The 25247-nt window shown below is 70.8% G+C and carries 24 protein-coding genes and 2 tRNA genes; 12 read left to right on the top strand and 14 right to left on the bottom strand.

The features are described 5' to 3' along the window. The first annotated feature begins 27 nt into the window (after positions 1-27). The 4 genes from AB0I28_RS35700 (at position 28) to AB0I28_RS35685 (ending at position 4837) form a co-directional block, all read left to right on the top strand. Positions 28-3090, top strand: coding sequence for a S8 family peptidase (locus AB0I28_RS35700; RefSeq protein WP_357500233.1), 3063 nt, complete (start codon positions 28-30; stop codon positions 3088-3090). Positions 3091-3261: 171 nt separating this feature from the next. Next, positions 3262-3352, top strand: a tRNA-Ser gene (locus AB0I28_RS35695). Positions 3353-3477: 125 nt separating this feature from the next. Beyond that, the gene (locus AB0I28_RS35690; RefSeq protein ID WP_357500232.1) at positions 3478-4272 is read left to right on the top strand and encodes a GntR family transcriptional regulator; all 795 of its coding nucleotides are present in this window, start codon (positions 3478-3480) and stop codon (positions 4270-4272) included. A gap of 325 nt (positions 4273-4597) precedes the next feature. Further along, positions 4598-4837, top strand: a complete 240-nt coding sequence (locus tag AB0I28_RS35685; RefSeq protein WP_357500230.1) for a glycosyltransferase — start codon at positions 4598-4600, stop codon at positions 4835-4837. Between the two features lie 391 nt (positions 4838-5228). Here the strand turns inward: AB0I28_RS35685 and AB0I28_RS35680 are convergent, their stop codons facing one another. Both AB0I28_RS35680 and AB0I28_RS35675 read right to left on the bottom strand, forming a co-directional pair. Further along, complete coding sequence (locus tag AB0I28_RS35680) at positions 5229-6473, bottom strand: helix-turn-helix transcriptional regulator (protein WP_357500229.1); 1245 nt, start codon at positions 6471-6473, stop codon at positions 5229-5231. Between the two features lie 1380 nt (positions 6474-7853). Beyond that, positions 7854-8060: a hypothetical protein gene (locus tag AB0I28_RS35675; RefSeq protein ID WP_357500228.1), complete on the bottom strand. Its 207-nt coding sequence runs from the start codon at positions 8058-8060 to the stop codon at positions 7854-7856. Between the two features lie 78 nt (positions 8061-8138). On the opposite strand from AB0I28_RS35675, the gene AB0I28_RS35670 reads away from it, so the two are divergent. Both AB0I28_RS35670 and AB0I28_RS35665 read left to right on the top strand, forming a co-directional pair. Further along, a tRNA-OTHER gene (locus AB0I28_RS35670) sits at positions 8139-8226 on the top strand. A 218-nt stretch (positions 8227-8444) separates the two neighbouring features. After that, a complete protein-coding gene (locus AB0I28_RS35665) occupies positions 8445-8783 on the top strand; it encodes a maleylpyruvate isomerase N-terminal domain-containing protein (protein WP_357500227.1) in 339 nt (112 codons plus the stop codon). Positions 8784-8793: 10 nt separating this feature from the next. Here the strand turns inward: AB0I28_RS35665 and AB0I28_RS35660 are convergent, their stop codons facing one another. From AB0I28_RS35660 to AB0I28_RS35645, 4 genes are all read right to left on the bottom strand, one after another. Beyond that, positions 8794-9144 (bottom strand): hypothetical protein, encoded by a 351-nt coding sequence (locus AB0I28_RS35660; protein WP_357500226.1) that lies wholly within the window; start codon positions 9142-9144, stop codon positions 8794-8796. Between the two features lie 110 nt (positions 9145-9254). Beyond that, positions 9255-9782: a hypothetical protein gene (locus tag AB0I28_RS35655; RefSeq protein WP_357500225.1), complete on the bottom strand. Its 528-nt coding sequence runs from the start codon at positions 9780-9782 to the stop codon at positions 9255-9257. Positions 9783-9791: 9 nt separating this feature from the next. After that, positions 9792-10427, bottom strand: a complete 636-nt coding sequence (locus tag AB0I28_RS35650) for a response regulator transcription factor (protein WP_357500224.1) — start codon at positions 10425-10427, stop codon at positions 9792-9794. Further along, positions 10424-11608: a histidine kinase gene (locus AB0I28_RS35645; protein ID WP_357500222.1), complete on the bottom strand. Its 1185-nt coding sequence runs from the start codon at positions 11606-11608 to the stop codon at positions 10424-10426. The genes AB0I28_RS35650 and AB0I28_RS35645 overlap by 4 nt, the downstream gene beginning before the upstream one ends. 156 nt (positions 11609-11764) lie before the next feature. On the opposite strand from AB0I28_RS35645, the gene AB0I28_RS35640 reads away from it, so the two are divergent. Further along, complete coding sequence (locus AB0I28_RS35640; RefSeq protein ID WP_357500219.1) at positions 11765-12382, top strand: hypothetical protein; 618 nt, start codon at positions 11765-11767, stop codon at positions 12380-12382. Between the two features lie 40 nt (positions 12383-12422). Here AB0I28_RS35640 and AB0I28_RS35635 read toward each other — a convergent pair whose 3' ends face one another. Next, a complete protein-coding gene (locus AB0I28_RS35635; RefSeq protein WP_357500218.1) occupies positions 12423-13763 on the bottom strand; it encodes a serine hydrolase domain-containing protein in 1341 nt (446 codons plus the stop codon). Positions 13764-13837: 74 nt separating this feature from the next. Beyond that, positions 13838-14665, bottom strand: coding sequence for a DUF2785 domain-containing protein (locus AB0I28_RS35630; protein ID WP_357500216.1), 828 nt, complete (start codon positions 14663-14665; stop codon positions 13838-13840). Positions 14666-14826: 161 nt separating this feature from the next. Here AB0I28_RS35630 and AB0I28_RS35625 point away from each other — a divergent pair, with 161 nt between their 5' ends. Beyond that, complete coding sequence (locus AB0I28_RS35625; RefSeq protein WP_357500215.1) at positions 14827-16110, top strand: M18 family aminopeptidase; 1284 nt, start codon at positions 14827-14829, stop codon at positions 16108-16110. A 98-nt stretch (positions 16111-16208) separates the two neighbouring features. Continuing rightward, positions 16209-17576, top strand: coding sequence for a PQQ-binding-like beta-propeller repeat protein (locus AB0I28_RS35620; protein WP_357500214.1), 1368 nt, complete (start codon positions 16209-16211; stop codon positions 17574-17576). Here the strand turns inward: AB0I28_RS35620 and AB0I28_RS35615 are convergent. Then, positions 17573-18286, bottom strand: a complete 714-nt coding sequence (locus AB0I28_RS35615; protein ID WP_357500213.1) for a TetR/AcrR family transcriptional regulator C-terminal domain-containing protein — start codon at positions 18284-18286, stop codon at positions 17573-17575. The genes AB0I28_RS35620 and AB0I28_RS35615 overlap by 4 nt on opposite strands. A gap of 22 nt (positions 18287-18308) precedes the next feature. Between AB0I28_RS35615 and AB0I28_RS35610 the strand changes: the two genes are divergently transcribed. Then, positions 18309-19436 carry an FAD-dependent monooxygenase gene (locus AB0I28_RS35610; protein ID WP_357500212.1) on the top strand — a complete coding sequence of 376 codons (1128 nt, stop codon included), beginning with the start codon at positions 18309-18311 and terminating at the stop codon, positions 19434-19436. A gap of 61 nt (positions 19437-19497) precedes the next feature. Here the strand turns inward: AB0I28_RS35610 and AB0I28_RS35605 are convergent, their stop codons facing one another. Then, positions 19498-20016 carry an isochorismatase family protein gene (locus AB0I28_RS35605; RefSeq protein ID WP_357500210.1) on the bottom strand — a complete coding sequence of 173 codons (519 nt, stop codon included), beginning with the start codon at positions 20014-20016 and terminating at the stop codon, positions 19498-19500. 89 nt (positions 20017-20105) lie between these two features. On the opposite strand from AB0I28_RS35605, the gene AB0I28_RS35600 reads away from it, so the two are divergent. Continuing rightward, complete coding sequence (locus AB0I28_RS35600) at positions 20106-21236, top strand: alkaline phosphatase PhoX (RefSeq protein WP_357500209.1); 1131 nt, start codon at positions 20106-20108, stop codon at positions 21234-21236. On the opposite strand, the gene AB0I28_RS35595 is transcribed toward AB0I28_RS35600, so the two are convergent. From AB0I28_RS35595 to AB0I28_RS35580, 4 genes are read right to left on the bottom strand one after another with little or no spacing between them, the layout of a single operon-like run. After that, a complete protein-coding gene (locus tag AB0I28_RS35595; protein ID WP_357500208.1) occupies positions 21205-22104 on the bottom strand; it encodes an NADP-dependent oxidoreductase in 900 nt (299 codons plus the stop codon). The two genes, AB0I28_RS35600 and AB0I28_RS35595, sit on opposite strands and share 32 nt — an antisense overlap. A gap of 45 nt (positions 22105-22149) precedes the next feature. Further along, positions 22150-22728 (bottom strand): Crp/Fnr family transcriptional regulator, encoded by a 579-nt coding sequence (locus tag AB0I28_RS35590; RefSeq protein ID WP_357500207.1) that lies wholly within the window; start codon positions 22726-22728, stop codon positions 22150-22152. A 27-nt stretch (positions 22729-22755) separates the two neighbouring features. Beyond that, entirely contained in the window at positions 22756-23871 is a 1116-nt protein-coding gene (locus AB0I28_RS35585; RefSeq protein ID WP_357500205.1) for a winged helix DNA-binding domain-containing protein, read from the bottom strand. 44 nt (positions 23872-23915) lie between these two features. Beyond that, complete coding sequence (locus tag AB0I28_RS35580; protein ID WP_357500202.1) at positions 23916-24464, bottom strand: isochorismatase family cysteine hydrolase; 549 nt, start codon at positions 24462-24464, stop codon at positions 23916-23918. A gap of 139 nt (positions 24465-24603) precedes the next feature. Between AB0I28_RS35580 and AB0I28_RS35575 the strand changes: the two genes are divergently transcribed. Further along, the gene (locus AB0I28_RS35575; RefSeq protein ID WP_357500200.1) at positions 24604-25221 is read left to right on the top strand and encodes a TetR family transcriptional regulator; all 618 of its coding nucleotides are present in this window, start codon (positions 24604-24606) and stop codon (positions 25219-25221) included. Positions 25222-25247: the final 26 nt, after the last annotated feature.

The raw sequence follows: 25247 nt of genomic DNA, 5'->3' as shown, positions 1-25247 counted from the left end.
GACCGTGCTCGGAGGAGGCAACAACTAGTGTCGTTTCAGCGAATGGTCGGGTTCAAACGCCCGGCGGCGCTGGCTTTCACCACTGCGGCGGTAACGGCGTTCGCACTGGTGGGCACAGGAAGCGCGCAGGCCGACCCGGGTCTCCCGGGTGACGAAACATATGAATCCGGCCTTTATCTCGTCCAGGTGGTCGGAGCGCCCGCCGCGTCTTATGACGGCGGCATCTCCGGACTGGCCGCGACAAAGGCCCCGGAAGGCGAGCAGTTCGATGCCGCCGACCCCGACGTAAAGCGCTACGAGGATTTCCTGGCACAGACCCAGGAATCGGTCCTCGGCAACGTCCCCGGCGCCGACAAGCTCTACAGTTACGACACCACTTTCAACGGCTTTGCGGTGAATCTGACCGCGGCCGAGGCCACCAAGATGGCCAAGACCAACGGTGTCGTCAACATGTGGCAGAACGAGCTCCACCAGAAGGACACCGCCAGCACCCCGGCCTTCCTCGGCCTGACCGGTGAGAACGGCGTCTGGGAGAAGCAGTACGGCGGCAGCGAGAACGCCGGCTCCGGCGTCGTCGTCGGCGTCATCGACACCGGCTTCTGGCCGGAGAACCCCTCTTTCGCGCCGCTGCCCGAGCCGCGCCCGGAGGGTGAGGAAGAAGCCGTCTACGGCGACGGCGAGCTGGACCTCGGCTTCACCGGCACCTGCGACACCGGTGCCGACGCCGACGCGACCGCCAACGTCGAGTGCAACAACAAGGTCATCGGCGCCCGCTACTTCGACGAGGGCATCAAGGCCAGCTCCACCCCGCCCATCGACGGCGAGTTCGAGTCGCCCCGCGACTACGGCGGCCACGGCAGCCACACCGCCTCGACCGCCGCCGGTAACTTCGGCGTCGACGCGAGCATCGACGGGACCTCCGTCGGCAAGATCTCCGGCATGGCCCCCGCCGCCCGCATCTCGGTGTACAAGGCGTGCTGGGAGACCATCGACCCGGACGCCTGCGCCACCACCGTCGACCTCGTCGCCGCCATCGAGCAGGCCACGACCGACGGCGTCGACGTGATCAACTACTCGATCTCCGGTTCGCGCAACTCGGTGATCGACCCGGTCGAGATCGCGTTCTTCGGTGCCGCCGCCGCCGGTGTCTTCGTGGCCGCCTCGGCCGGTAACTCCGGTCCGACCGCGAGCACCGTCGCCCACAACTCCCCGTGGCTGACCACCGTCGCCGCCAGCACCCACGACCGTGACTTCTCCGCCGCCGCCGTTCTCGGCGACGGGCAGAAGCTCACCGGCGCGGGCCGCGGCGCGGCGCTGCCCAGTACCCCGGTCGTGCTGTCGAAGGACATCCCGGCCGCCGGTGCCAGTGCCACCGACGCCAACCTGTGCGTGATCGGCGCCCTCGACCCGGCCAAGGCCGCCGGGAAGATCGTCGCCTGCCAGCGCGGTGTCAACGCCCGGACCGACAAGTCGCTGGCCGTCAAGCAGGCCGGCGGCACGGGCATGATCCAGTACAACGTCGCCGGTGGCGCCTCCGACGTCGGCGCGGACTTCCACGCCGTCCCGAGCGTCCACATCACCGCCGCCGACGGCGTCAAGCTGCTCGCCTACCTCAAGACGGCCAACCCCACGGCCGCCCTCGAAGCCGGCAAGCAGGTCTCCAAGCCCGCCCCGACCATGGCCGACTTCTCCTCGGCCGGTCCCGCCCTCACCGGCGGCGACCTGCTCAAGCCCGACATCACCGCTCCCGGTGTCGACGTGATCGCGGCCGTGGCCCCTCCGGGCAACGGCGGCAACAACTACTCGTCGTACCAGGGCACCTCGATGTCGAGCCCGCACATCGCGGGCCTGGCGGCGCTGGTCATCGGCAAGAACCCCGACTGGTCGCCCGCGGCGGTCCGGTCGGCGCTGATGACGACGGCGACCACGAAGGACAACACCGGCGCGCCGATCCAGCGCGGCGGCAAGGACGCGACCCCCTTCGACTACGGCTCCGGCCACGTCCGCGTCGCCAAGGCCTTCGAGCCCGGCCTCGTGTACGACTCCGGCACCATCGACTGGGTCCGCTACGCCTGCGGCCTTGAGCAGTGGCAGTTCCTTCAGGGCGGCCCGGAGATGTGCGACGAGTACGGTGCCATCGACCCGAGCGACCTGAACTACCCCTCGATCGCGGTCGCCGGCCTCGCCGGCAAGCAGACGGTCACCCGCACGGTGACCAACGTCGGCAGCAAGACCGAGACGTACTTCGCGACCACCGTGGCGCCCAAGGGCACCAAGGTCAGCGTGGACAAGCAGAGCATCACCCTTCGCCCGGGCACGTCGGCGACCTTCCAGGTCACCATCACCCGGACCGACGGCAAGCTCGGCACCTACGCCTTCGGCTCGCTGACCTGGCGCTCGCTCAAGGGCGTAGAGGTCCGCAGCCCGATCGCGGTCAAGCCGGTCGCCCTCGCGGCGCCCGCCGAGGCCAACGGTTCGGGTGTCGACGGTTCGCTGAAGCTCAACGTCATCCCCGGCTACACCGGCAAGCTGAACCCGGTCGCGACGCCGCTGGCGGCCGACCAGGTCACCACCCTGCCGCTGCAGACCGGTCCCGAGGGCTTCGACCCCAACAACCCCGTCACCAGTGACCGGGTCGGCAAGGTCGAGCTGTCGGTTCCGGCCGACGCGTACTTCGCGCGGCTGTCGACGTCCGACGCCGACTTCGCGCAGTACGGCGAGGGCACCGACGTGGACCTGTTCGTCTTCCAGAAGGACGGCGACCAGCTCGTCTACCTGGGCAACTCGGCGGCGGGCGGCTCGAACGAGACGGTCGACCTGAGCCCCGGCGCGGACTACGTGCTGTTCGTCGACCTGTACGCCGCGCCCGTCGCGGCCCTCGACGTGCCCGTGCACTCGTGGGTCGTCGGCGGCGCGGGCGCCGAGCTGACGGTGACGCCGGCCTCGTCGTCGGTCACCACCGGCAAGACGGTGGCGCTGACCGCGAGCTGGTCGGGCCTGGAGCCCGGCGGCAGCTACCTCGGGGCCGTCGTCTACCTCGACGGTTCCGGTGCCTCGGTCGGCGAGACGATCGTGAACGTCAAGTCCTGACCGGATGGAATCGCCGCCCCCCGCCGCGAGGTGGGGGGCGGTTTTTCGGTCCGTACGGGGAGTAATGGGGCGCGGTGCGGGGTGCGGGGGAAGAGCGGCCCAACCACTTTGCGCGGGGTTCTCGGCGCCCGGTATGCTCGACCGGCGCGTATCCGTTCGGCGGATGCGTGTGGAGGCTTCGCCTAGTCTGGTCTATGGCGCCCGCCTGCTAAGCGGGTTTGGGGTTCATCCCCCATCCCGGGTTCAAATCCCGGAGCCTCCGCAGTAGCTTGTGGAACGGCCCCTCACCTGCGGTTGCGCGGGGGAGGGGCCGTTTCCTATGGCGGGGGGCCTTCGGGGGGTCTCACTGCGGGGGCGCTTGCCCGTGAACTTCCCTAGGGTGGCGGCATGGAACCGCAGCGCACGCCCGTAGACCAGCCCAAGAGTCTCCAGGTCGCCGACGATCTGCGGCTACAGATCGAGCGCGGCGACCTCGCCCCGGGCGACGCGCTGCCCACGATCGCCGACCTGAGCGCGCGCTGGGGTTACAGCGTCAACGTCGTGCGCGACGCGTTCGAACTGCTCAAGGCGCAGGGACTTGTCAGCGGCGGTCGTGGCCGGCCCGCGAAGGTCCGCGTGCCGCTCCGCCGGATCGTGCGGTCGTCCGACCGCCACCAGGAGGAGAAAGACCTGGTGCTGCTCAGCGAAGAGGAGCGGCGCGGTCCAGGTGCCGCTGAGACGCTCCAGCTCCAGTTCACGGCCACGTACGAAGAGATCCGGGCGGACGTGGCGCTGGCGGAGGCCTTCGGGATCGACGAGGGCGCGAAGCTGCTTCAGCGGATCTACGAGACCACCGACCCGGCCACGCGCCAGCGGCAATCGTGGAGCGTGTCCTACCTCCCGCACGATCTGATCAGCGCAAACCCCGCCCTGCTCGACTCGGCGAACGAGCCGTGGCCCGGCGGCACGCAACACCAGCTCCACACGGTCGGCGTCGAAGTCGTGCGCGTCGTCGACGAGGTCGCCGCGACCATGCCGACGACCGTGGACCTCAAGCTGTGGGGCATGGAGAAGGGCGTACCGCTGCTCAAGGTCCGCCGGATCTCCTTCGACGAGACCGGCCGCGTCGTCGAGATTTCCGACGCCGACTACCCCGCCGACCGCACCGAACTGCGGTTCACGATCCCGCTGGCGAAGTGGTGACGCCGATGGCGGGCATGCGCGTCTGCGTCGTCCGGAATGGAGCCACCACCGGTCGACGTCGACACGATCCGCCGCCTGTGCAAGTCGCACGACCTAGTTGTCCTCGACAACGCCGGATCCCTGTGGAGCGCCCCGGAAGCGTCGCAGGAGTGGCAGCGCCAGGCCCTCGCCGCCCACGTCCCGACGATCGCCCGACACCACGGCCCGGCCTGGCAGGGCGTCGCACTGCGAACGCCCACCCCTGACACTGTCCCGCTGCATCACCCTGCCCTGCTTCACGTCATCATCAATGACCTGACTCGCGCCGGGACTGCTCCGCGGCCACGTGTCCCCGCAGGCCGACGTGTACGCCGCCGCCGACGTCGTCCTGTTCCCGTCCACGTGGGAAGGCTGGGGCCTGCCCGTTGTCGAAGGCGCGGCTGCCGGTCGACTCATCGTCGCCGGGCCGTATCCGGTTCTCGACGAGATCCGCGAGGCAGGCATCAAGGTTTACGACCCCGACGAGGTCGAAGAGGTGGCCTGGCTCCGGCCACCCCCAGGAGTACGCGGCCGTCGTCGACGCTAACCGCGCTGTGGTTCGCGACCGCTTGGACCTGGCGGTGCTGCCCGGGAAGCTTCAGCAGCTCGCGCAACGGGCGGGTCACCTTATGGCCAGCTAGCGCGCGATCCGCCTGCCTCGCGACCGGGCCTTCCAGGTCACGGGGGTATCGACATAACCTGTGCCGTCGCACGTGGGGCAGCGCCCGGGATCGCTACCCATGCCCGAACCCATACCGGTGACCTTCACCAGTCCCGCAATAGAGCGCCCGCCCCGGCATTCAGGGCACCGGTGTCCCCTGTGACCACCGTCCTGCGGTTCACCCTCACTCTCCGAAGCATCGTCCACAGAGCACACGCTAGTGACCTGTTATCCCGCCCGCGAACCGATAATCGACGCCGCTGAAACGGGGTAAGCGCTAGTGAGGTGGCGAGGGTGTGAGGAGACTTAGCGAGGTCTGGTCCCGCTGGCTCCATGCGTCAGGTGAGGCCGTCAGGGTCTCGAATGCCTCTCGTAGGTCAGCCGCCTCGGGCAAGTCGTGTTCTTCGACCGCCTCGACGATCTCTGCAGCTCTCCACTGGTTGGACGGGACGATGCGCCCGGACTCGATCGCGCGCTGTGTGGCGTTGGCGGCTTCGTCGAGTTGGCCGGCGGCGATGAGGGCAAGGGACAGGTCGACGTGGGCGCTGGCCGTGCGGCGTGACCAGTGCGCGGGGTCGGGTCCGGCGTCGAGGTGGTTGATGACTTCGCGGGCGTACTGCTCGGCGGCAGGGTCACAAGCCCAAGCGAGGGTTGTCGCGGTGTAGGCCAGAGCCTTCGTCGGGTCGTAGCGGTAGTGATGGCTCGGCTCGCTGGGCATGCCGACCGCCCCTGACATCCGTTGGACGCGTTCGATCACCGCTCGTGTCTCGACGGTCTGCCCGAGTCGCGCCCGAGCACGTCCTTCCTGTGCGGTCGCCTGGATCATCGCCGACGATCCGGTCGGGGCGACGGTCTGTGCTGCCTGCGACAGCGCTGCCGCCTCCACGTATTGGCCTCGCGTCACCAGCCGCCAGGCCTCGGTTTCCCGGCACCAGGCGATGATCTCGGGATGCCCGGCCTCACGCGCCAGCGTCGCGGCTGCCTGAAGACGCGCGGTTGCGGCGGCGTCTTGGGCAAGGTCGATGTGGAGGGTCGCGGCGATGAGACTCAGCCAGCCGCCGATGACGAGGATCCGGCGGCGTTCAGCGAGCGTGGCGCGCGCGTCTAGGAGTCGGGCGACGTAGCCGGAGTAGCTGCGGACGCGGTCGAGGAGCTGGCGCGGCGGTGTCGAGGGATAGGCGATCGCGAGGTCGTCGAACGCGTGCTCAAGCTGGGTCAACGTCGCGTCACCAACGTCGGATGCCGAGACCCGCCGCACCAACTCCAGCGCCGCCAACTCATCGTCGACAGCTGACGGCGGCGAAGGAGGGGCCGGTGGAGCGACGGTCGCAGCCTTCCGCAGGCGCCCTTTCGTGCCAAGAACACTGTCGAGCGCCCGCGCCAGGTTCTCCGACGGCGGCTGCTGTCCCGACAGGACACGAGAGACGTAGGAGACGTCATAGTTCGCCGCTCTCGCGGCCGCACGCATCGAATAGCCGGCCGCCACCATGGCCTCGCGGGCAAGTTCGCCGAACGTCTCCATCTGTCCATGGTGCACCCGTTTCGCACCGTTGACTGTTGCCGTCCGCGCTTGGTCAACACCTGGCCACTCCCGAGTAACCGATTAATCCCCGCAAGCTCAAAGGCAGGCCCGGGCCGATGGCGTTCGCGCTGATCGGTGGGATGCGGTCCGGGTCTCCGAACGCGGGCGGGCCGTCTGGCGTGAGTGCCGGCGGCCCGTCCAGCGCAGCGAGGGGAGCAGCCATGACGCAGGTACAGCGGCACGCGGTGGTCGTGGACTACGAGTACGAGTGGGACCGGCCGCAACTGCGTCGCCGGGTCCGGGAGTGCGCGGCGTGTGGTCAGCCGTGGCCCTGCCCGGCAGAGGTCGGCCGAGTGGTCTCTACGAGGTTGGAGCGTGTCTCGTGAGCCTCTATGACAGTCCGTACCCCGGCGAAGCTGTCGGCCCTCACGCCCGCAGCGGCGACGGGACATCCTGCGCGTACTGCTCCCGGGGGCCAGTACACCGAACTCTCACACGACGGTTGAGTGGCCGTGTGCGGCGGCTCGGGAAGCGCGACGCCACACCAAAGCAGGTGAGTCGTGACCGGCGCGATTTACTGCCGTCATTGCGGCGAGCCGATCCGTTGGGTTGCGCACGATTGGTGGCACGTCCCGGGCATGCGAAGGATGTGCGCGGGGTCGAAGTTGACCGCTGCCGCACCGCCGATCGTTGCTGCGAGCGGTGGAGTCGACGAAGGCCAGCGGCTGCTCCGGACCGTTGACACTGGTGACAGAATTCGGCGGCGCGTGAGCTGAACTGGGCGAACGCTCCTGTCGTGGCTGGTGACAGAAGTGATCGGAAATGGCTCCCGGCGTTGACAGAAATAGTCGAGCGCTTGAAAGCGGCCGGATGCGGGGCGACTGTTGCTTGGAAGGGGCGCTTCTGCGCCCTCGCGGCCAGCGATGGACGGACTACGGGTTCCCGCCCTTAATGGGTGTGCGTTCATCCCTAAACGTGCCGCAAACTGTCTCTCAGGGCGTTATGCCTGGTAGGAGTTGGTCGAGGTCTGCCGGCTTCGTATTCTGTCAACGCCGGGGGCTATTTAGACGCCATTCCGTCAACGTGGCTTGTGGATACGTTGCCGCAGCTCAGGGAGCGCGCAGGCGATTTCTGTCACCAGTGTCACCAACGTCAACGAGGTTCAGCCGAGCCAGGCACGGAGCATCAACGACACGGCGCCGATGAGAGCGAATACCGCAAGGGTCACGAGTCCGAATCTGAGTCTCAGGTCCCGGCAGCGCACACACATTGGGTACCTGCCTGGGCCAGCTGCGCGGTTCAACGCCAGCTCGGCCTTGGCACAGGTGTGGTGGAGCTGTGGTTTCCGGGGCCAAGTGCTCCTCCGCCGTGATCGGCCGTTCATGCAAGCATCCGCACGACCACATTGATCATCATGGCGACGCCGCCGATGAGGGCGACCAGTGTGCCGACGAAGCGAGCCGTCCTCTCGCGGGACAGATCGAGCCTCACGAGACAGATCGCGATGAACAGCAACGCGATCGGAATCAGACACCAGGGCGAGAGCGTATTGCCTTCGGCAGCGGTGGCAAACGATAGTTCGGGCACCTTCACATCCTGCCTGTCGCTGCGGTGGCGGTCTAGAGTGTCGTCTCCGTGTCGGCGCCCCTGCCCGCGTGAGCATTTGCGCAGGTCCTCGTAGTACTGAAACCCGCCTGCCAAGCGGGTTTGGGGTTCATCCCCCATCCCGGGTTCAAATCCCGGAGCCTCCGCAGTAGCTTGTGGAACGGCCCCCTACCTGGGGTAACTCAGGAGGGGCCGTTTCCTGTGGCGGGGTGGGGGTCGGTGGGTCTCTCGAAAGCCCGCTAGATCTCAGCAGCCGTGTCGTTTGCGTGTCGACAAACCCTCTCAAGATCCTTCTGCGTCGGCGTTTCGGCGCCAACACGCGCCGGGCTCGCCGGGATGTCAGTACCCCCGCCTAAGGTCCCCGGCATGATGACGGAGCTCGCCGACGACCCTCGCCCGCTGTTCGCCCGGGCGGTGGATCAGGCGGAACGCCAGGTCCTGGCCGTCCGTCCCGGCGAACTCGGCGGCGGCACGCCTTGTGCCGACTACGACGTGCGCGCTCTGCTCGGCCACATGGTCTCGGTGTTGCGGAAGCTCGCTCGGGTGGGCTCTGGGCTCGATGCTCGGGATGTCGCGGACGCGTTCGCCGAGTTCGCTCCGGCCGGGTCGCGAGGGGCGGAGGGGAAGTTCGGGCCGGTCGTCGCGGTTTCCGGCGACGCCGACGTGTACACGCGGCTGGCTGCGTTCGTTGGCCGGAAGGTCTGAGGCGGAGGGGTTACGGGGCTGGTGTGCCGGCTGTCCTTCGACTCCAGACGGCGACGGTCACCGCCGTCGTGATCCACAGCAGGGCGCCGAGGTTGAGCAGCAGCCCGAGTTCGAGGTCGTACATGCGTCCGGCGGCCCAGGGGGCGTCGTGGAACGGTGAGGGGGCGCAGAGGGCGCTCGGTGCCATCAGGGCCGACGCGATTCCCCCGAGCGCCGGCGACAGCCACTGTCGCCGGGGCGGGAGCCGGATCTCCAGACGGCGTAGGGCGACGAGGCCGGCGGCGGCCAGCGCCCACAGTGCGGCGGTCGTGGTGGCCAGCCAGGAGGTGGAGCGCCATGGGACGGCTATAGCGGTACACACATAGGGTCGACCAAGCCTTGTGGCTCGACCCCGACCGGATCCGCGTGCGGCGGCCGAACGGGCGATGTCGTCCTGGACTGGGAGCGGATCGCCGCGGAACCGCCCGCCGCCTAACTCTCCGACGGCGAAGGCGGTCCCGATCCCGTGCCCCCGTTGTTCTCGACGGCGTAGATCCACGCCTCGACCGTCGCGGGGTCGTCGAGCACCAGCACCATGTCCCTGCATGCCGACTCGGTGCACGCCTGCGTGATCGTCGCGAATGTGGTCCCCGAGGGCTTGGGTGCGAGGCTGCCGCCGAAGTAGTCGCGCAGCATTCCCGGCACCGGTTCGGGGAGAGCGTTGGCGGCGACGAAGCCGTCGAGCTCGGCCGCCGGGAATCGCACGACTCCGTAGAGCTGCCAGTCGATCCAGAAGACGCCCCGCCCCTCGGTCAGCTCACTGCCCGGCGGGAGGCTCAGGTCCCCGTAGCCCGTCAGATCCTCCAGGGTGACGTCATTCTCTCGGCCGAGATCGGCCGACGTCCAGGCCCCCCACGCGAGACCTCCGCACACGAGCAGGGTCACGCTCACCAGCACGGCCAGTGCGATCTTGCGGCGGCGGTTCCAGGTCGGGCGGGATGCGAGGAGGGGCGCGGACATCCGCCGACCTTACGCCAGCCCCGCCTCCCTTGCGCGGATCGCGGCGTGCACCCGGCTGCGCAGCCCCAGCTTCGCCAGCACCCGGCTGACGTGCGTCTTCACCGTCGCCTCGGCCATCCCCAGTTCCGTGGCGATCTCGGCGTTGGACGCGCCCCTTCCCAAGGCGGCGAACACTTCCCGCTCGCGGCGGGTGAGCTGCGACAGGTCGAGCGCCGGATCCTGGTTGGGCATGGCCTGCGCGAACTTCGCGATCAGCCGACGCGTCACCGCCGGCGAGATCAGACCGTCTCCACGCGCCACGACCCGGACGGCGTCGATGAGGGCGGCGGCGTCGGTGTTCTTCAGCAGGAAACCGGCCGCCCCGGCCTGCAGGGCGCCGAAGACGTACTCGTCGACGTCGAAGGTCGTCAGGATCAGCACGTCGGCCTGCCCGCGCAGCGCCTCGGTCGCCGCGATCCCGTCCATCTTCGGCATTCGCACGTCCATCACGACGACGTCCGGCCGCAGCCGGCGCGCCATCTCGACGGCCTGCTCGCCGTCGGTGGCCTCGCCGACCACCTCGATCTCGGGCGCACCGCCGAGGATGAGCACCAGCCCGGCGCGCACGGCCGCGTGGTCGTCGGCCACCAGGACCCGGATCGTCACTTGTTCTCCTCGGCTGTCACCGGCAGCTCCACACGGACCCGCCACGTCGTCTCGTCCCGGCCGGCCGCGAAGGTCCCGCCGAGCAGTTGTGCCCTCTCCCGCATCCCGACCAGTCCGGCGCCGGCGTTGACGCCGATCGGGTCGGGTCTCGGCGCGGTCCCCATCGGACTGTCCACTGTGATCGTGATGCGCCGGGCGCTGTACTCGACGCGCACCTGCGCCGACCCGTCGCCGTACTTCGCCGCGTTGACCAGCGACTCCTGCATGATCCGGTATCCCGCCAGGTCCACCGCGGCGGGTGGCTCGTAGGCCTCGCCGAGGACGTGCAGCTCGATGTCGAGTCCGAGGTCGCGGTGGTGCTCGGCGAGCCGGTCGGCCTCCTGGAGCCGGTGGCTGACCGGCTCGTCGACGGTGTCGTCGTCGGAGCGCAGCAGCTCGATCATCTTGCGCAGCTCGGCCAGGCCCTGGACGCTGTTGTCGCGGATGGTGTCGAGCACCCGGCGGCTGGTGGCCGCGTCGAGGTCGGGCCGCGACAGCAGCGCCGCCGACTGCACGGCGATCGCGCTGAACTGGTTGGCGACCAGGTCGTGCAGCTCGCGCGCCATCCGGGTCCGCTCGGCGTTCACCGCACCCCGGCGGTCCATTTCGGACAGTCGGGCGACCTGTCTGGCGTGCTCGCGGGCGTCCTCGGCGCGGCTGCGGTACATGCGCACCAGCAGGCCGGTCAGGATCGGCGTGATCATGATCCCGGCGATGATGAGGAACAGCAGGATCCCCCAGCGCAGGTCGTGCACGGTGACGCCGAACGCCACCCCCGCCGTCCCGCCGACCAGCAGCGTCAGCGCCCCCAGGTACCAGGCCAGCCGCCGCCGGCCGTAGGCCACCGCCGAGTAGAGGTTGTCCTCGAAGATGAGGAACCCCGCCGCCGACATCCCCAGGTACACGTCGACGGCGAACGCGACCGTGCCCAGCGCCAGTGTCGCCATCGGCATGCCCCGGCGCAGCATGATCGCCGTCGCGCCGAGCCCGAGCGGGATGAGCCGCCACCACAGGCCGTGGTCGATGCCGAAGTTGGTCCCGTAGGCGCCGAGGAGGTTCAGCGCGAAACCGCCGAGCAGCGCGATCAGCGCGTACCCGGCGTCGATCCGGGTCTGCCGCCGGTCCGCCCGCCACAAGGTCACTCCTACATCCCATCACCTACCGGCGGCCGGTGCCTCCCACCCCGCGCGGAGCGGCGGGTACATCGAAGGATGTACCCGCGTTTCGTGCCCCGCGCCGACGCGCGGGGCCCTCCCGGCGGCCAGGCTTGAGGGGAGTCGCCGAAAAGGGAGGAAGTCGTGGCCGCGTTCATCATCGGAGCCGAAGTGGCCTTCTGGGTCTTCATCGCGCTCGGGCTGGTCGTCCGTTATCTGTTCAAGATGCGCAAGACGAGCGTGTTCGTCCTGTTGCTGGTGCCGCTGATCGACGTCGTGCTCCTCGCGGTCGCGGTGATCCACATGCGCGACGGCGCCACGGCCGACCTGACGCACTCACTGGCGGCGCTCTACCTGGGCTTCTCCGTCGTCTTCGGGCACAGCATGATCCGCTGGGCCGACCAGCGCGTCGCCCACCGCTGGGCCGGCGGCCCGAAGCCGAAGAAGGCGCCGCGCTACGGCACCGCCCGTGCCTGGCACGAGTGGACCGTCACCCTCAAGATCCTCATCGCCTGGGGCCTGTCGGTCGGCATCGCCTTCCTGATGCAGCTGCTGGTCGGAGTGCCGGAACGCACCGACCCGCTCCTCGGCGTCGTCGTCGGCGCCTCGAAGATCGTGGGCATCTCGGCGATCATCGCCCTGACCTACACGATCTGGCCGAAGGAACCCAAGAACAGCGAGCAGAAGGCCGACGCGCAGGCCGAGCGCCGCGAGCGCGAGTCCCACAGAAGCAGCGTCGAGCGGATCAGCCCGGGGCTGTGAGCGAAGCGGGGAGACGGGGCCTTCGGGTCCCGCTCTCGCGCTACCCGGCCGACAGCCGCACGTGGTGGGACAGCGCGTCGCCGTGCCAGCCGGCCTTGTCGCCTTCGGGCAGCGCCAGCGCGGCGCCGGCCAGACCGCCGTCGGGTGTGGCGTCGAGGCCGAGTGCGAGGTTGGGGCTCCACGGCCCGACCCCCGGCGCGCCCAGCCGGACCGGGACGGTGACCGACAGATCCCAGGTCCCCGAGGCGAGCGCGGCCGTCCGCGCCGCCGAACCGTCCACATTGACCTCAGCCTCGCCCTCGGCGAGCGTGACCGTGATCGGCAGCGGTCCGGCGTAGGTCTCGACCTCGCCCGTCCAGCTTCCCGAGGGCAGCGGTGTCGGCCGCTTCTCCTCGGTTCCCGGGGGCAGCAGTCGCGGAGTGAAGCCGGGGACGAGTTCGGTCAGGACGTGTTCGAGCACGGCCTTGCGCGTCCCGCCGCCCGAGCGGTTGGTGAGCACGGCGACCGACAGGTTCAGCGACGGCACGGTGACGAGCATGGTCGCCACGCCGCCCATGCTCCCGCCGTGCGCGATCAGCCGTGGTTCGCCCGCCGAGACGAGCCAGCCGAGGCCGTAGGCCTGGTCGGCGTTGATGGGGAGGGCGTCGAACATCGCCGACGCGCTCGCCTCGGTCAGGAGTCCGGGTGCGCCGAGCCCGAATCGGGCCAGGTCGGGGGCGCTGGCCCACAGCAGGGAGGCGCCTCGGTGGCTGGTGTCGCAGCCGGGGTAGCGGCGGCCGTCGGCGGAGTAGAGCGCCGCCGATTCGCCCACATAGGACGGTCCGATGTGGGCGGTGGTCATGCCCAGCGGGCCGAAGACCGCGCGTTCGGCGTAGGCGGCGGCGTCGAGGCCGGTGGTGTTGCGCAGCACGGCGTCCAGCAGCCCGTATCCGAGGTTGGAGTACTCGAAGGCGGTGCCCGGTTCGCGGTAGAGCCGCCCGTAGCGGGCGATGGTGTCGGCGAGCGCGGGCACGGGCGCGCCGTCGTAGGCGAAGTCGTAGTGGGTGCCGAGACCGGCGCGGTGGCGCAGGGTCTGGCGGATCGTGGGCGCCGAGAACCCGTGCGCGGGAAGGGAGTGGCCGAGGTGCTTTTCGAGCGGGTCGTCGAGCGACAGCAGGCCGGCATCCGCCGCGATCGACACCGCCGTGGCGGTTACCGGTTTGGTCACCGACGCCACGAGGTAGGCCGTGCCGGGTGTGGCCGCGCGTCCCGTCTCGACCTCGGCGGCGCCCCACGCCTCGGCGAAGACCACCTCGCCGTCGTGGGCGACGGCCACCGACACCGAGGCGCCGTCGTGTTCGTCCAGTGCGCCGGAGCTGATCCGGGCGAGTCCGTCGAGCATCTGGCGACCTCCGCGTCGAGAACACCGACCCTACCGACGCGCACGCCGGTGGGCTCGGCGATCCAGGTCACGCGTCAGTCGGTCGGCAGGGAGGGCCAGACCTTGCCCAGCAGCGAGGCGATCGCCTTGCGGACGGGCTCGGCGTGCGCGAGGTCGCGGGTCAGGTTCTCGTAGTGGACGCCCAGGTCGGCGTGCAGGTAGAGGGAGTGCAGCGTGCGCATCGTGTTCGACGCCGGCACCGGGACGGGGCCCGGCTCGCCGGTGGCGAAGTAGGCGTCGACGACGTCCAGCCAGGCCACCGACTGCCGTTCGTCGAGGTCGCGGCGGCACAGGATCAGCGCGACGGCCAGCGCGAGGCGGTCGTCCTCCTGCTGGGCGAAGAGGTAGTCGTTGGGCGTGACGAGCCGGATCGCGGCGACCTGGAGGAGGTCGGCGGCCTCGCCGGCGCTCAGCCGCGGCGAGCAGCCGAAGGCGCCGAGGGTGTCGGCGCCGTGCGCGACGGCGTGCAGCCAGCCCAGCTCGGGATCCCAGCCGCGCAGGTCCTTCTCGGTGGTGTACCAGGACACGAACGCGTCCCGCCAGGCCCGCACGTCCTCGACGTCGCAGAGGTCGGCGGCGTTGTCGCGTTCGACGACGGCGGCGAGGATCAGGGTCGCGAAGGTCCTGGCCTGGATCGACTCGTGCTCAAGGAGTTTCGTCATGCGGGTCGCCAGCTCGGCGAGGCGGTCGTCGAGGGTTCCGTTGAGGACCCAGGTGACCAGGGTGGAGTAGGCGAGTTCGTCGCGCAGTTCGGCCCGCGGAGAGGTCAGCGCGACGGTCAGCTCTTCGACCAGCTCGGCGAGGGGGCGGTCGGTGGGTACGACGTATTCCATGTCCCTGACCGCGCGCCAGTACTCAAGCACGATTTCCTCCCGTATGACTCGTGCTGGTGAAGGTACCGCGTATTACCGCGTTCATGTTGTGCGGTGTGTGCCTCATAACGGCCGTGTGGGGCGGCCCGGAGCGCGTTACGGAGTTAGGCTCGGCGCCGAGGACCCTGCCGAACTATCGCCATCGGAGCACCGTGAGCACCGTAGCCTTCGACCGTACGCACACCGACGACCTGATCGCGTACGTGACGGCGAGCCCGACGCCGTACCACGCCGTCCGCGAGGCGGCGGCCCGCCTTGAGCGCGCGGGCTTCAGCGCCGTCGACGAGACCGCCGAGTGGGACGTGCGGCCCGGCGGCCGCTTCCTGATCCGCGGCGGGGCCCTGATCGCGTGGTTCGTGCCCGAGACGGTGAGCGCGGCGACGCCGTTCCACGTCGTCGGCACGCACACCGACTCGCCGAACCTGCGGCTCAAGCCGCACCCGGACACCGCGCGCGCAGGCTGGCGCCAGGTCGCCGTGGAGCTCTACGGCGGTGTGCCGCGCAACACGTGGCTCGACCGCGACCTCGGCGTCGCCGGGCGCCTGACACTCGCCGACGGCACGCAGACGCTGGTCAACATCGCCCGGCCGCTGATGCGCGTGCCGCAGCTGGCGATCCACCTGCACCGCGACGTCAACCAGGCGCTCACGCTCGACGCGCAGCAGCACCTGACGCCCATCTGGGGGCTCGGCGACCTCGACGGCGACGGCATCATCGACCTGGTCGCCAAGGAGGCCGGCGTCGACGTGGGCTCGGTCGTCGGATGGGACCTGATGACGCACGACGTGCAGCCGCCCGCGTACCTGGGCCGCGACGAGGAGCTGCTGGCCGCCCCGCGCCTCGACAACCTCCTCAGCGTCCACGCCGGCGTCGCCGCGCTGATCGCCGCCTCCCAGGGCGCCCCGACCCACATCCCCGTGCTCGCCGCCTTCGACCACGAGGAAGTGGGCTCCGAGAGCGACACCGGCGCCGGCGGCCCGCTTCTGGGCAACGTCCTCGACCGGCTCGTCTACGGCCGCGGCGGTTCCTTCGAAGACCGCGCGCGGGCCTACGCCGCATCCGTGTGCGTCTCGGCCGACATGGGGCACGCCGTGCATCCCAACTACAGCGAGAAGCACGAGCCCGGACACCACCCGCTCCCCAACGGCGGGCCGCTGCTGAAGGTCAACGTCAACCAGCGCTACTCCACCGACGGCGCCGGGCGCGGCATCATCGCCGCCGCCTGCGAGCGCGCCGGCGTGCCGTGGCAGGCCTTCGTGTCCAACAACGCCATGCCCTGCGGCACCACCATCGGCCCCATCACCGCCGCACGCCTCGGGATCACCACCGTCGACGTGGGCGTCGCGGCCCTGTCCATGCACTCCGCGCGCGAACTCGCCGGAGCCGACGACCCGTGGATGCTCGCGGCGACGCTCGCGTCGTTCCTGGGCGAGTGAGGCCAAGGGTGTGTCTTGGTGGTCTTGTGGGCCCCACAGCGATCACCAGGACACGCCCTAAGGGACCGGTCCCCGCGCCGGTTCCCTAGGCTCCGCCCATGCGCAGCGCTCCCCGCACGTCCCGCCTCCTCGCGCTCGCCGTCGGCGCGGTCCTGTCGCTGACGGCCTGCGCGCAGCCCGTCGGCCGTGTGCTGCCGCCGGACGAGTGGGTCCTGGAGGTCCCCGAGCAGTACGGTCCTCCCGTCGCCAGCCGCATCGCGGGGGAGACCGTCCTGGTCACGACCGGTTTCGGGCTGCTCGGGCTGGACCGCGCCACCGGCGCGGAGAAGTGGTGGCGCGACTACCGCCAGGATTTCACCGACACCTACGACACCGGCCTGTCGCGCGGGCTTGCGATGTTTCGCCTGACGGTCGCCGGGGACGCCGTCGTGGTCACCAAGTCGCCGGAGACGACGCCGGGCGGCACCGAACGCCCCGGTCACGAGGTCCTCGACCTGGCCACCGGCGAGACGCGTTTCACGGTGCAGCCCAAGACCGACGCGGCCGTCGGCTGGTCCCTCGCGCACGTCACGCCCACGGCGATCGTCGGTTTCGAGTGCGTCGACGGCGAGGCCTGTGCGGTCACCTCGTACCCGCTGACCGGCGCCGCGCCGACCTGGACTGCCGAACTGCCCGGCGGCCGCGTCTCCCTGCCGGAGCAGCTGACCTGGCGCCAGGAGCGCAACTACGCCTCCGACATCAACGCGCCGCCCGACTGGCGGGTCACCGAGTCGGCGGCGATCGCGCTGGTCGAGGATCTCGGCGACGACACCGCCACCACGCTCGACCTCAACACCGGGCGAACCCTCGGCACGTGGCCGCGCGCCGAGACGCGCGCCTGGTACCAGGTCGTCGGGCCGACGGTCGTGGAGGTCGGCGAGGTCCTGCGCGGTCTCGATCCGGCGTCCGGGCGGGAACTGTGGCGGCACGAGCTCCTCGACGAGGCGACGTCCTTCGGCTTCCACGGTTTCCCGATGGTCGACGGCGACCTGGTCGACGAGACCGAGGCCGCGCACGGCGACAGGGGCTACCAGTTCATCGACCTCGCGGCCGGCCCGCAGGGCGTGCCCCGCACGGCGCCTCCGGGGAAGGCGCTGGTCATCGACCCCCGCGTCGTCGTGACCGTCGACCAGTCGCTGGCCCTGATCACCGCGAGCGATCCGGCGAGCAGGGCGGCGACGTGGACCGCCGAACTGGAGCAGGACGGCACCATCGGGCTGTTCGAGAGCCTCGTCGACGACGGGAACCTGATCGTCACCGGGACCAGGGGTTACGACGAGCCGGGCGCGGTGTGGGTGGTCGACATGGATGACGGGAAGGTCGAGGCGTTCCCGGGGGAGGCCGCCAGCGGGTACGAGGACGGGTTGCTGGTGACGGTCGCGGGGGACGAGATCGAGGGCTTCGTGCTGCGGGGGCGCTGGATCTAGGAGCCGCCGGTGATCCCGTCGAGGACGGTGGTCAGGTTGTGCCGGAAGGTCTCCTCGGGGTCGAGGTGCGCGCCGTCGATGACCAGCCGGGCGACGGTCGGGTACCTGCCGGTGTCCAGCATGCGCATCAGGTAGGGCCCGAGGCTCGCCTGGAACGAGGCCTCGTCGGTGCCGGTGGCGCGGGTGGTGCGCCGCTCGGTTACCTCGCCGCGGACGGCCCCGTTGACGAAGGCGTTGAGCGCGCCGATGGTGCGCTGGAGATCGTCGACGCCGCGCACGCCGGGCGCGCGGCTCAGTGCCGCCGCGTTCGCCTCGCCCACGGCGAGGGCGTTGGGGCCCAGGTGCGGGCGTCCGCCGAGCAGGTCGGCGAACCACTCGTGGTCCAGGGCAGCCTCGCGGGTCGCGTGGGCGATGGCCAGGACCGTGTCGCGCCAGCCGGAGTGCGTGCAGGCCTCGGCGACGCGGGCGTAGACGACGTCGACCATCAGGTCGAGCAGCTCCGACCTGTTGGTCACGTAGTCGTACAGGCGCATCGGGCCGACGCCGAGTTCCTTGGCGAGGCGGCGGATCGACAGGCCGTCGAGTCCGTGCTCGTCGGCGAGCGCGACCGCCGCGGCGGCGATCTTCGCGCGGCTCAGCGGGACCGGCGCCGCGCGCGGCTGCGGTTCGGGTCGTTCCCAGACGGACTCACTACCGTACGGTGTATCCATCGATACAGTGTACGGTAGCGCGATGACGACACGCATCGCGATCGCCGGCGGCGGCCTTGGCGGCCTCACGCTGGCACGAATCCTGCACCGGCACGGCATCGGCACGACCGTCTACGAACGCGAGGCGAACCGCTCGGCGCGGCGGCAGGGCGGGTCCCTCGACCTGCACCCGGAGTCCGGCCAGCACGCCCTGGCCGAGGCGGGCCTCGCCGGCCGCTTCCGGTCGCGGGCCCGGCCCGAAGGCGAGGAGCACCGCATCCTCGACACGGCCGGACGGACCTTGGTGCACCACGAGCCCGAGCCCGGCTCCTTCGCGGGACGCCCCGAGATCGACCGCAGCGTGCTGCGCGACCTCCTCCTCGACTCCCTCCCCGACGGCACGGTCATGTGGGGGCACCGGCTGGCCGCGGCGACCCCGCGACCCGGCGGCGGCTGGGAACTGGGCTTCCACGGCGGCCACCGGACCTCCTGCGACGTCCTCATCGGCGCCGACGGCGCGCGCTCGGTCGTCCGGGCGCGGCTCAACGACGCCCCACTGTCCTATGTGGCCACGCTCGTCGAGCTGAACATCGACGACGCCGCCCGGCGCCATCCCGCGCTCGCCGAGCTGGTCGGCCCCGGGAACCTGTGGTGCGTCGGCGCGAACCAGATCCTGGCCGCACAGCGCCTCGGCGACGGCAGCCTGCGCGTCGGGATCTCGCTGCGCGCCGAGGATCTCGCCATCGACGCGCTTCGCGACCAGCGCGCCCTGCTGGACATGTTCGACGGCTGGGCCCCCGGCGTCACCGCCCTCATCAAAGCCGCCGACGGGCCGCCCACGCCACGCCTGATCGAGGCCATGCCCGCCGACACGCGCTGGACCGGCCGGTCCGGCGTCACCCTCATCGGCGACGCCGCGCACCTCATGCCGCCGGTCGGCGAAGGCGCCAACCAGGCCATGCTCGACGCCGCCGAACTCGCCGCGCTGCTCGCCGCCGAACCCGCCGGCCCGGACGCGGCGATCCGGGCCTACGAGGAGGCGATGTTCGCCCGGATCCACCCGATCGCCGAGATGTCGGCACGCGTCCAGGCGATGATGCTGTCCCCGACGGCGCCCGAGGACATCGTGCGCTTCTTCACGACCGGGCCCGCCGAGGCGGTCGCCGGCTGACGGCGCCCTCGCCCAACCTCACGTTCCGAGGGATTCCCTTGCCAGCGCCGGGATCCCGCTCCTAGCCGAGCTTCACCTCGTCGGCCGTCACCACGTCGCCGAACCTCGCCAGCGCGTGCGTCAGCGCGAACTCGTGCTCGTCGGCGTGCAGGCCCGACATGGCGTCGCTCGGCAGCACGATCTCGTAGCCGAGGTCGGATGCCGCGCGGGCGGTCGACTCGACGGCCATGCTCGTGGCGATCCCGCAGACGACCACCGTCTCCACGCCGTGCTCGATGAGCCGCTCGTTGAGGTCGGTCGTCGCGAAGGCGCCGACGGACTGCTTGGTCAGCAGCAGATCCCCGGGCTTCGGGGTGGCCTCGGCGACCAGCTCGCTGCCGGGAGGCTGCTCGACGTTGGGCCGGTGCGCTTGTACATACACGACCAGCGCGTCATGCTCGCGGAAGCGCTCGGCGAGGCGCGCGCACGCGGCGACGACCTCGGGCCCGCTGTGCGGGCCGAGGGGAAGCGCCACGAGCCGCGTCTGAAGGTCGAGGACGATCAGTGCGGTGCGGGCGGGGTCGAGGACGTTGATCGGCATGGAAAGAACGTACTCGTCCGCGCGGGCTCCGTTATCCTCCGTTTCACGTCATATAGACATATACCAAGCCCATCGGAGGGAGACAGGTCATGAAGCGCCGGACCTTGCTGGCCGGAGTGGGCGCGGTCGCTCTGGGCGGAAGCCTGTGGCGGCGGGCCGTCATGTCCGACACCGGCGGCGGGTCGTTCTCCTACGGACCCCTGGGCGAGGCCGACGAGCTGGGAATCCGCCTGCCCGAGGGGTTCTCGGCACGCCTCATCGCGCGGTCCACTGTGGAGGTTCCGGGCACCGGGCACGTGTGGCACGGCGCTCCCGACGGCGGTGCCTGCTTCGCCCACGGTGACGGCTGGATCTATGTCTCCAACGCCGAACTCGACGACGGGAAGGGCGGCGCGAGTGCCGTCCGGTTCGACGCCGACGGCACGATCCTCGACGCCTACCCGATCCTGTCGGGCACCGACCGCAACTGCGCCGGCGGCGCGACCCCGTGGCGGACCTGGCTTTCGTGCGAGGAGGTCGAGCACGGCGCGGTCTTCGAGACCGACCCCTACGGCGGGGTCGCCGCCGTCAAAAGGCCCGCCATGGGGCGCTTCCGCCACGAGGCGGCCGCGGCCGACTTCGACCGCTTCGTCATCTACCTCACCGAGGACGAGCCCGACGGCTGCTTCTATCGTTTCGTCCCCGACTCCTGGGGCGACCTGTCCAGCGGCGTCCTCCAGGTGCTCGGCGGACCGAACGGCGCCACCGTCTGGATCGACGTCCCCGACCCCGCGGCGGCCGAAACGCCGACACGGCACCAGGTCGCCGGCGCCGGACACTACGACGGCGGCGAGGGCTGCCACTACGCCGGCGGCGTCTGCTACTTCACCACCAAGGGCGACAACCGGGTCTGGGCCTTCGACGCCGAGGCGAGCACCCTCAGCGTCCTTTATGGAGCCGGGGCGCCGCTGTTCGGCGTCGACAACCTGACCGGGACGCCCGGCGGGGACCTCTTCGTCGCCGAGGACGGCGGCGACATGGAGATCTGCGTCATCGCGCCCGGCGGCACGGTCACGCCCTTCCTCCAGGTCACCGGCCAGGACCTCTCCGAACTGTGCGGAGTGGCCTTCAACCCGGCCGGCGACCGTCTCTACTTCTCCTCGCAGCGCGGACCCTCCGACGACAACGACGACGGCCGCACCTACGAGGTCACCGGCCCGTTTCGCTTCGATCCGGTGTGAGCACGAGCTTTCCGCGCAGCCCACCGGCCTCCAGCAGCTCGTGCGCCTCGACGGCCCGCGACAGCGGAAGCGTGCGGTCCACCGGCGTCGGCGTCACCTCGCCCGCCTCCACCGAGCGCACCAGCCCGGCCATGGCGCCATCCGGAAGCGAGTGCAGCGCGACGAAGGCCGGCGAGATCCCGCGCTCCTCGGCGAACGCCCCGCCCGGAACCCAGAACTCGGGCACGATCGTGGCGTAGCGGCCGCCGTCGGCGACCGCGTCGAAGGCGTTCCGGGCGCGCTCGCCGCCGACGGTGTCGACGGCAGCGTCGACCTGCCCGTCGAGATCGGCGGGAGTGCGCACGACCAGCCCGTCGAGGGCGGCGTACTGGGCGACATAGGCGCCGACGGCGCTGCGCGGGGCGTTGACCAGCACCGACCGGCCCGGCGCGAGGCCGAGGACGTCGACGATCTGGCGTGCCACCAGGGCGTTCAGCGGAAGCGTCACGGCCTGGAGCAGCGACAGGTTCTTCGGCGCGGCGGTGACCTGCGCGGCGGGCAGCGCGACGTACTCGGCGTAGGAGCCGGCCTGCGATGTGGCGTGCATGGTGATGGCCAGCACCTCGTCGCCGACAGCGAGGCCGGTGACGCCCTCGCCCACTTCCGCGACGGTGCCGGTGATGTCGTAGCCGGGGATGAGCGGGAAGCGCGGCTCGTCGCGCCAGGGGTAGCGGCCGTCGCGCATGCCGAGGTCGGCGGGATTGACCGCGGCGGCGGCGATCCGGACGAGGACTTCGCCGGCATCGGGGACGGGGATCGGCAGCTCGGTGATGGTCAGGACCTCGGGGGCGCCGAAACCGTTCACCACGGCGGCTTTCATGGTCGTCATGCCGACGACGCTATGGACCGCACGGAGGCTTGTCGTTAACCCTTGTTAACGCCGGGCGCGGATTCTGCTCAACGCGACCGGGGTCACACCGATGTAGGAGGCGATGAGCCGCTGCGTCAGCCGCGCGGCGAGCGCGGGGTTGTCGGTGATGAAGTTCTCGTAGCGGCGGCCGGCGTCGTAGCGGAGGAGTTCGGCGTGGCGCTGCTCCTCCTGGACGAGGAGCCGTTCGGTGAGGCGGCTGATGATGGAGCGCCATGCCGGGTGGCCGTCGAGGAGCTGGTCGAAGTGCGCACGCGTGGCGACCAGGAGGTGTGAGGGTTCGAGCGTCTCGATGTGCACATTGGACGGACGGCGGCGCAGGATGGAGGTGTAGGCGCAGACCAGTTCGCCCTCGCCGCGAAAGGCCTTGGTGCGCTCGGTTCCGTTCTCGTCGACGTAGAAGACGCGGACGAGTCCGGTCACGCTGAAGTGCACGCTGGTGGGTTGCTCGCCGGCCATGACGAGCGTGGTGCGGGCGGGCACGTCGATGGCGCGGAAGACGTCGGCGACCTTGGCGAGTTCGGTCTCGGGCAGGTCGCCCCACGTGCGCAGGAAGTCGGTGAGGACGTCGTGGCCGCTTGTCATGAGCCCATCGTGCCTCAGGCGGGGCCCTCAGTCCTCGGGTGCGACGCGGATCTCGTGGACGAGGCCGGGGTCGGTGGCCTGGAGCAGGCGGGCGGCCTCGGCTTCGAGTTCGGCGGTTTGCGCCGCGGTGACCGCTTCGAGGGGCGCGAGGACGACCGTCGCCGACTTCTTGGTGCGCACCAGGTCCCAGCAGCCGACGAAGAAGCCGTCGGCGAACAGCGATCCGCGCAGGATGCCGTTTTGGGTCATGGCGTGCTTGAGCTGGGCCTCGGTGATGACCCGGGTGCGGTCGGCGTGGGAGAGCAGGACGTTGTCGAAGGGCGCGACGAGGCGGGCGGGCGCCTCGGTGCCGGCGCCGGGGCGGGGCGCGTCGGGCAGGTCGAAGAGTTCGGCGCCGTGCTCGTCGCGGAACACGCGCAGGCCGGGGCGCAGGCGGTCGAAGACCTCGCGCAGCTTCGTCAGGCCCGACCACTTCTGCATGTCCTTGACGCTGGCCGGCCCGAAGGCGTTGAGGTAGCGCGGAACCAGCTCATCCAATGTGGACTCCGCGGACAGGTCGCGGCCCAGCCAGTGCTCGGCGGTGGTGTGCGCGATCGCGCCGGACCGGTTCCAGACACCGCGCGGCGGTACCTGCACCGACGGCAGCAGGCAGCGCACGGCGTAGGCGAGCGAGGGCGCGTCGCGCTCGGGCCAGCGCTCGGCGAAGGCGTCGCGGAGCTGGGCGCCGGTCCTCGGCGACTCCTCCATGAGCGCGCGCCCGACGGCGAGGACCTCGTCGAGGTCGATGTTCTCGACGCCTTTGCGGTAGGTGCCGTTGTTGAAGAGGTCGCGCGAGAGCGCGGCCTGGATGAGGGGCCGCACGCCGAGGGCGTCCTCGGCGGTGACGAGGTGGATGGTGGAGCGCATGAGGGCGATGCGGACGACCTCGCGGCCGGTCATGAGCGCGGAGAGGTCGTCGAAGGCGAAGTCCTCGATGCGTGACCACAGACCGAAGTAGGACGCGTGCGGCGCCTGCGCCTGGAGCCCGATGAGGTGGCCGACCATGTCGCGGGCCGTCATGCGGGTGCGGGCCAGGAGGTGCTGGCGGGCGAGGGTCGCGCGGTTGAGCTCGCGGCGGGAGAGGGTCGTCGTGGTCATGGTCATGGTCATGACTGTACGAGGACTTGCGGACAGCTTCGGTCCGCAAGTCAAAGGCGCGCGGTCCAGTCGTCGATCGTGGTGACCTCCGCCTGCTGAGGGAAGACCTTCTCGACGAGCACGCGGTGGACCTCGGGATCGCCGTCGAGGCATCCGTCGGCCAGGACGGTCAGGCCGAGGTCGAGGTCGGCGGCCTGGCGCAGGGTCGACAGCACGACGCCGCTGGTGGCGATGCCGGTCAGGACGAGGTGGTCGATGCCGCCGGCGCGCAGGACGACGTCGAGGTCGCTGCCGGCGAAGGCGCTGACGCGCCGCTTGGTGACGACGATGTCGCCGGGCCGGGGCGCGACGTCAGGGTGGATTCCGGGGTCCTGCTCGGCGCCGGCCGGGCCTTTGGCGGGGGCGAGGCCGCCGAACATCTTGTTGCGGGCGCTGATCTCGGGGTAGCCGGCGCGGAACCCGACGGCCACGTAGACGATCTGCACGCAACCGGCGCGGGCGGCGTCGATCGCCTCGCGCAGGCGCGGGAGGTAGTCCGGGTCGGGAAAGCGTTCGACGACGGCGCGCTGTACGTCCATGACGAGAAGTGCCTCGGTCATCGTTCGCCTCCATAAGTCATCAGGTGATTACATGCCACCGTAACCTCGCCCGTCGGGCATGTCAACGCGTGATTACATGAGCCGTCGACGGCTATGCTGCGGCCGAGAGTTTCCACACGGGGAAACGCGGAGGTGGCCGGTGACTGCAACGGACGGCGGGGCGCCCGCCACCGGTGCCCGGCGACGCGACGCCGCCGCGACCCGGCGGGCACTGCTGGACGCGGCGAGCGGCCGCTTCGTCCGGCTCGGCTACGACCGCACGACCCTGCGGGACGTCGCCGCCGACGTCGGCGTGAACCTCGCCCTCATCAAGCGCTACTTCGGCTCCAAGGAGGGCCTGTTCAAGGCCGCGCTGGCCGCCACGCCCCGGTTCCTGGGCCGCGACGGCGAGTTCCCCCGCGACCGCGCGGGCCTTGCCGAGGCTCTCGGACGCCAGCTGTCGGCCGGCGCCTGGCCGGAGTTCGGCGAGCACCCGGTGCTGATGCTGCTGCGCGCCTCCGGCGACGAGCGCGTCGACGGTCTGCGCCGCCGCGCGCTGCTCGACTTCAGCCGCCAGGTCCTCGACGCCTCGGGCACCGAACGCGGCGACGAGGCCGGCCTGCTGCGGGCCGAACTGCTCGTCGCGCTCGGCGTCGGCGTGGCCGTCATCCGCTCGACCGTGGGACTGGCGCCCCTGCGCGACGCGAGCCCGCAAGACCTCGCCGAGCCCCTCCGCGACGTCGTCGAGGCGCTGCTCGGCCCGCCGCGCGGGGAGTGAACACGGGCCGGACCCGACGCCGGGCC

It is taken from the genome of Phytomonospora sp. NPDC050363, from assembly GCF_040655735.1.
GTDB lineage: Bacteria > Actinomycetota > Actinomycetes > Mycobacteriales > Micromonosporaceae > Phytomonospora.
The sequence above is the reverse complement of the archived record's forward strand: the minus strand, read 5'-3'. Positions and strand labels throughout refer to the sequence as shown.

Excerpts from the sequence above, each read along its gene's own strand:
- AB0I28_RS35690 (WP_357500232.1), top strand. The coding sequence starts at position 3,478 with ATGGAACCGCAGCGCACGCCCGTAGACCAGCCCAAGAGTCTCCAGGTC.
- AB0I28_RS35680 (WP_357500229.1), bottom strand. The coding sequence starts at position 6,473 with ATGGAGACGTTCGGCGAACTTGCCCGCGAGGCCATGGTGGCGGCCGGC.
- AB0I28_RS35665 (WP_357500227.1), top strand. The coding sequence starts at position 8,445 with ATGATGACGGAGCTCGCCGACGACCCTCGCCCGCTGTTCGCCCGGGCG.
- AB0I28_RS35655 (WP_357500225.1), bottom strand. The coding sequence starts at position 9,782 with ATGTCCGCGCCCCTCCTCGCATCCCGCCCGACCTGGAACCGCCGCCGC.
- AB0I28_RS35635 (WP_357500218.1), bottom strand. The coding sequence starts at position 13,763 with ATGCTCGACGGACTCGCCCGGATCAGCTCCGGCGCACTGGACGAACAC.
- AB0I28_RS35620 (WP_357500214.1), top strand. The coding sequence starts at position 16,209 with ATGCGCAGCGCTCCCCGCACGTCCCGCCTCCTCGCGCTCGCCGTCGGC.
- AB0I28_RS35615 (WP_357500213.1), bottom strand. The coding sequence starts at position 18,286 with ATGGATACACCGTACGGTAGTGAGTCCGTCTGGGAACGACCCGAACCG.
- AB0I28_RS35610 (WP_357500212.1), top strand. The coding sequence starts at position 18,309 with ATGACGACACGCATCGCGATCGCCGGCGGCGGCCTTGGCGGCCTCACG.
- AB0I28_RS35605 (WP_357500210.1), bottom strand. The coding sequence starts at position 20,016 with ATGCCGATCAACGTCCTCGACCCCGCCCGCACCGCACTGATCGTCCTC.
- AB0I28_RS35600 (WP_357500209.1), top strand. The coding sequence starts at position 20,106 with ATGAAGCGCCGGACCTTGCTGGCCGGAGTGGGCGCGGTCGCTCTGGGC.
- AB0I28_RS35595 (WP_357500208.1), bottom strand. The coding sequence starts at position 22,104 with ATGACGACCATGAAAGCCGCCGTGGTGAACGGTTTCGGCGCCCCCGAG.
- AB0I28_RS35590 (WP_357500207.1), bottom strand. The coding sequence starts at position 22,728 with ATGACAAGCGGCCACGACGTCCTCACCGACTTCCTGCGCACGTGGGGC.
- AB0I28_RS35585 (WP_357500205.1), bottom strand. The coding sequence starts at position 23,871 with ATGACCATGACCACGACGACCCTCTCCCGCCGCGAGCTCAACCGCGCG.
- AB0I28_RS35580 (WP_357500202.1), bottom strand. The coding sequence starts at position 24,464 with ATGACCGAGGCACTTCTCGTCATGGACGTACAGCGCGCCGTCGTCGAA.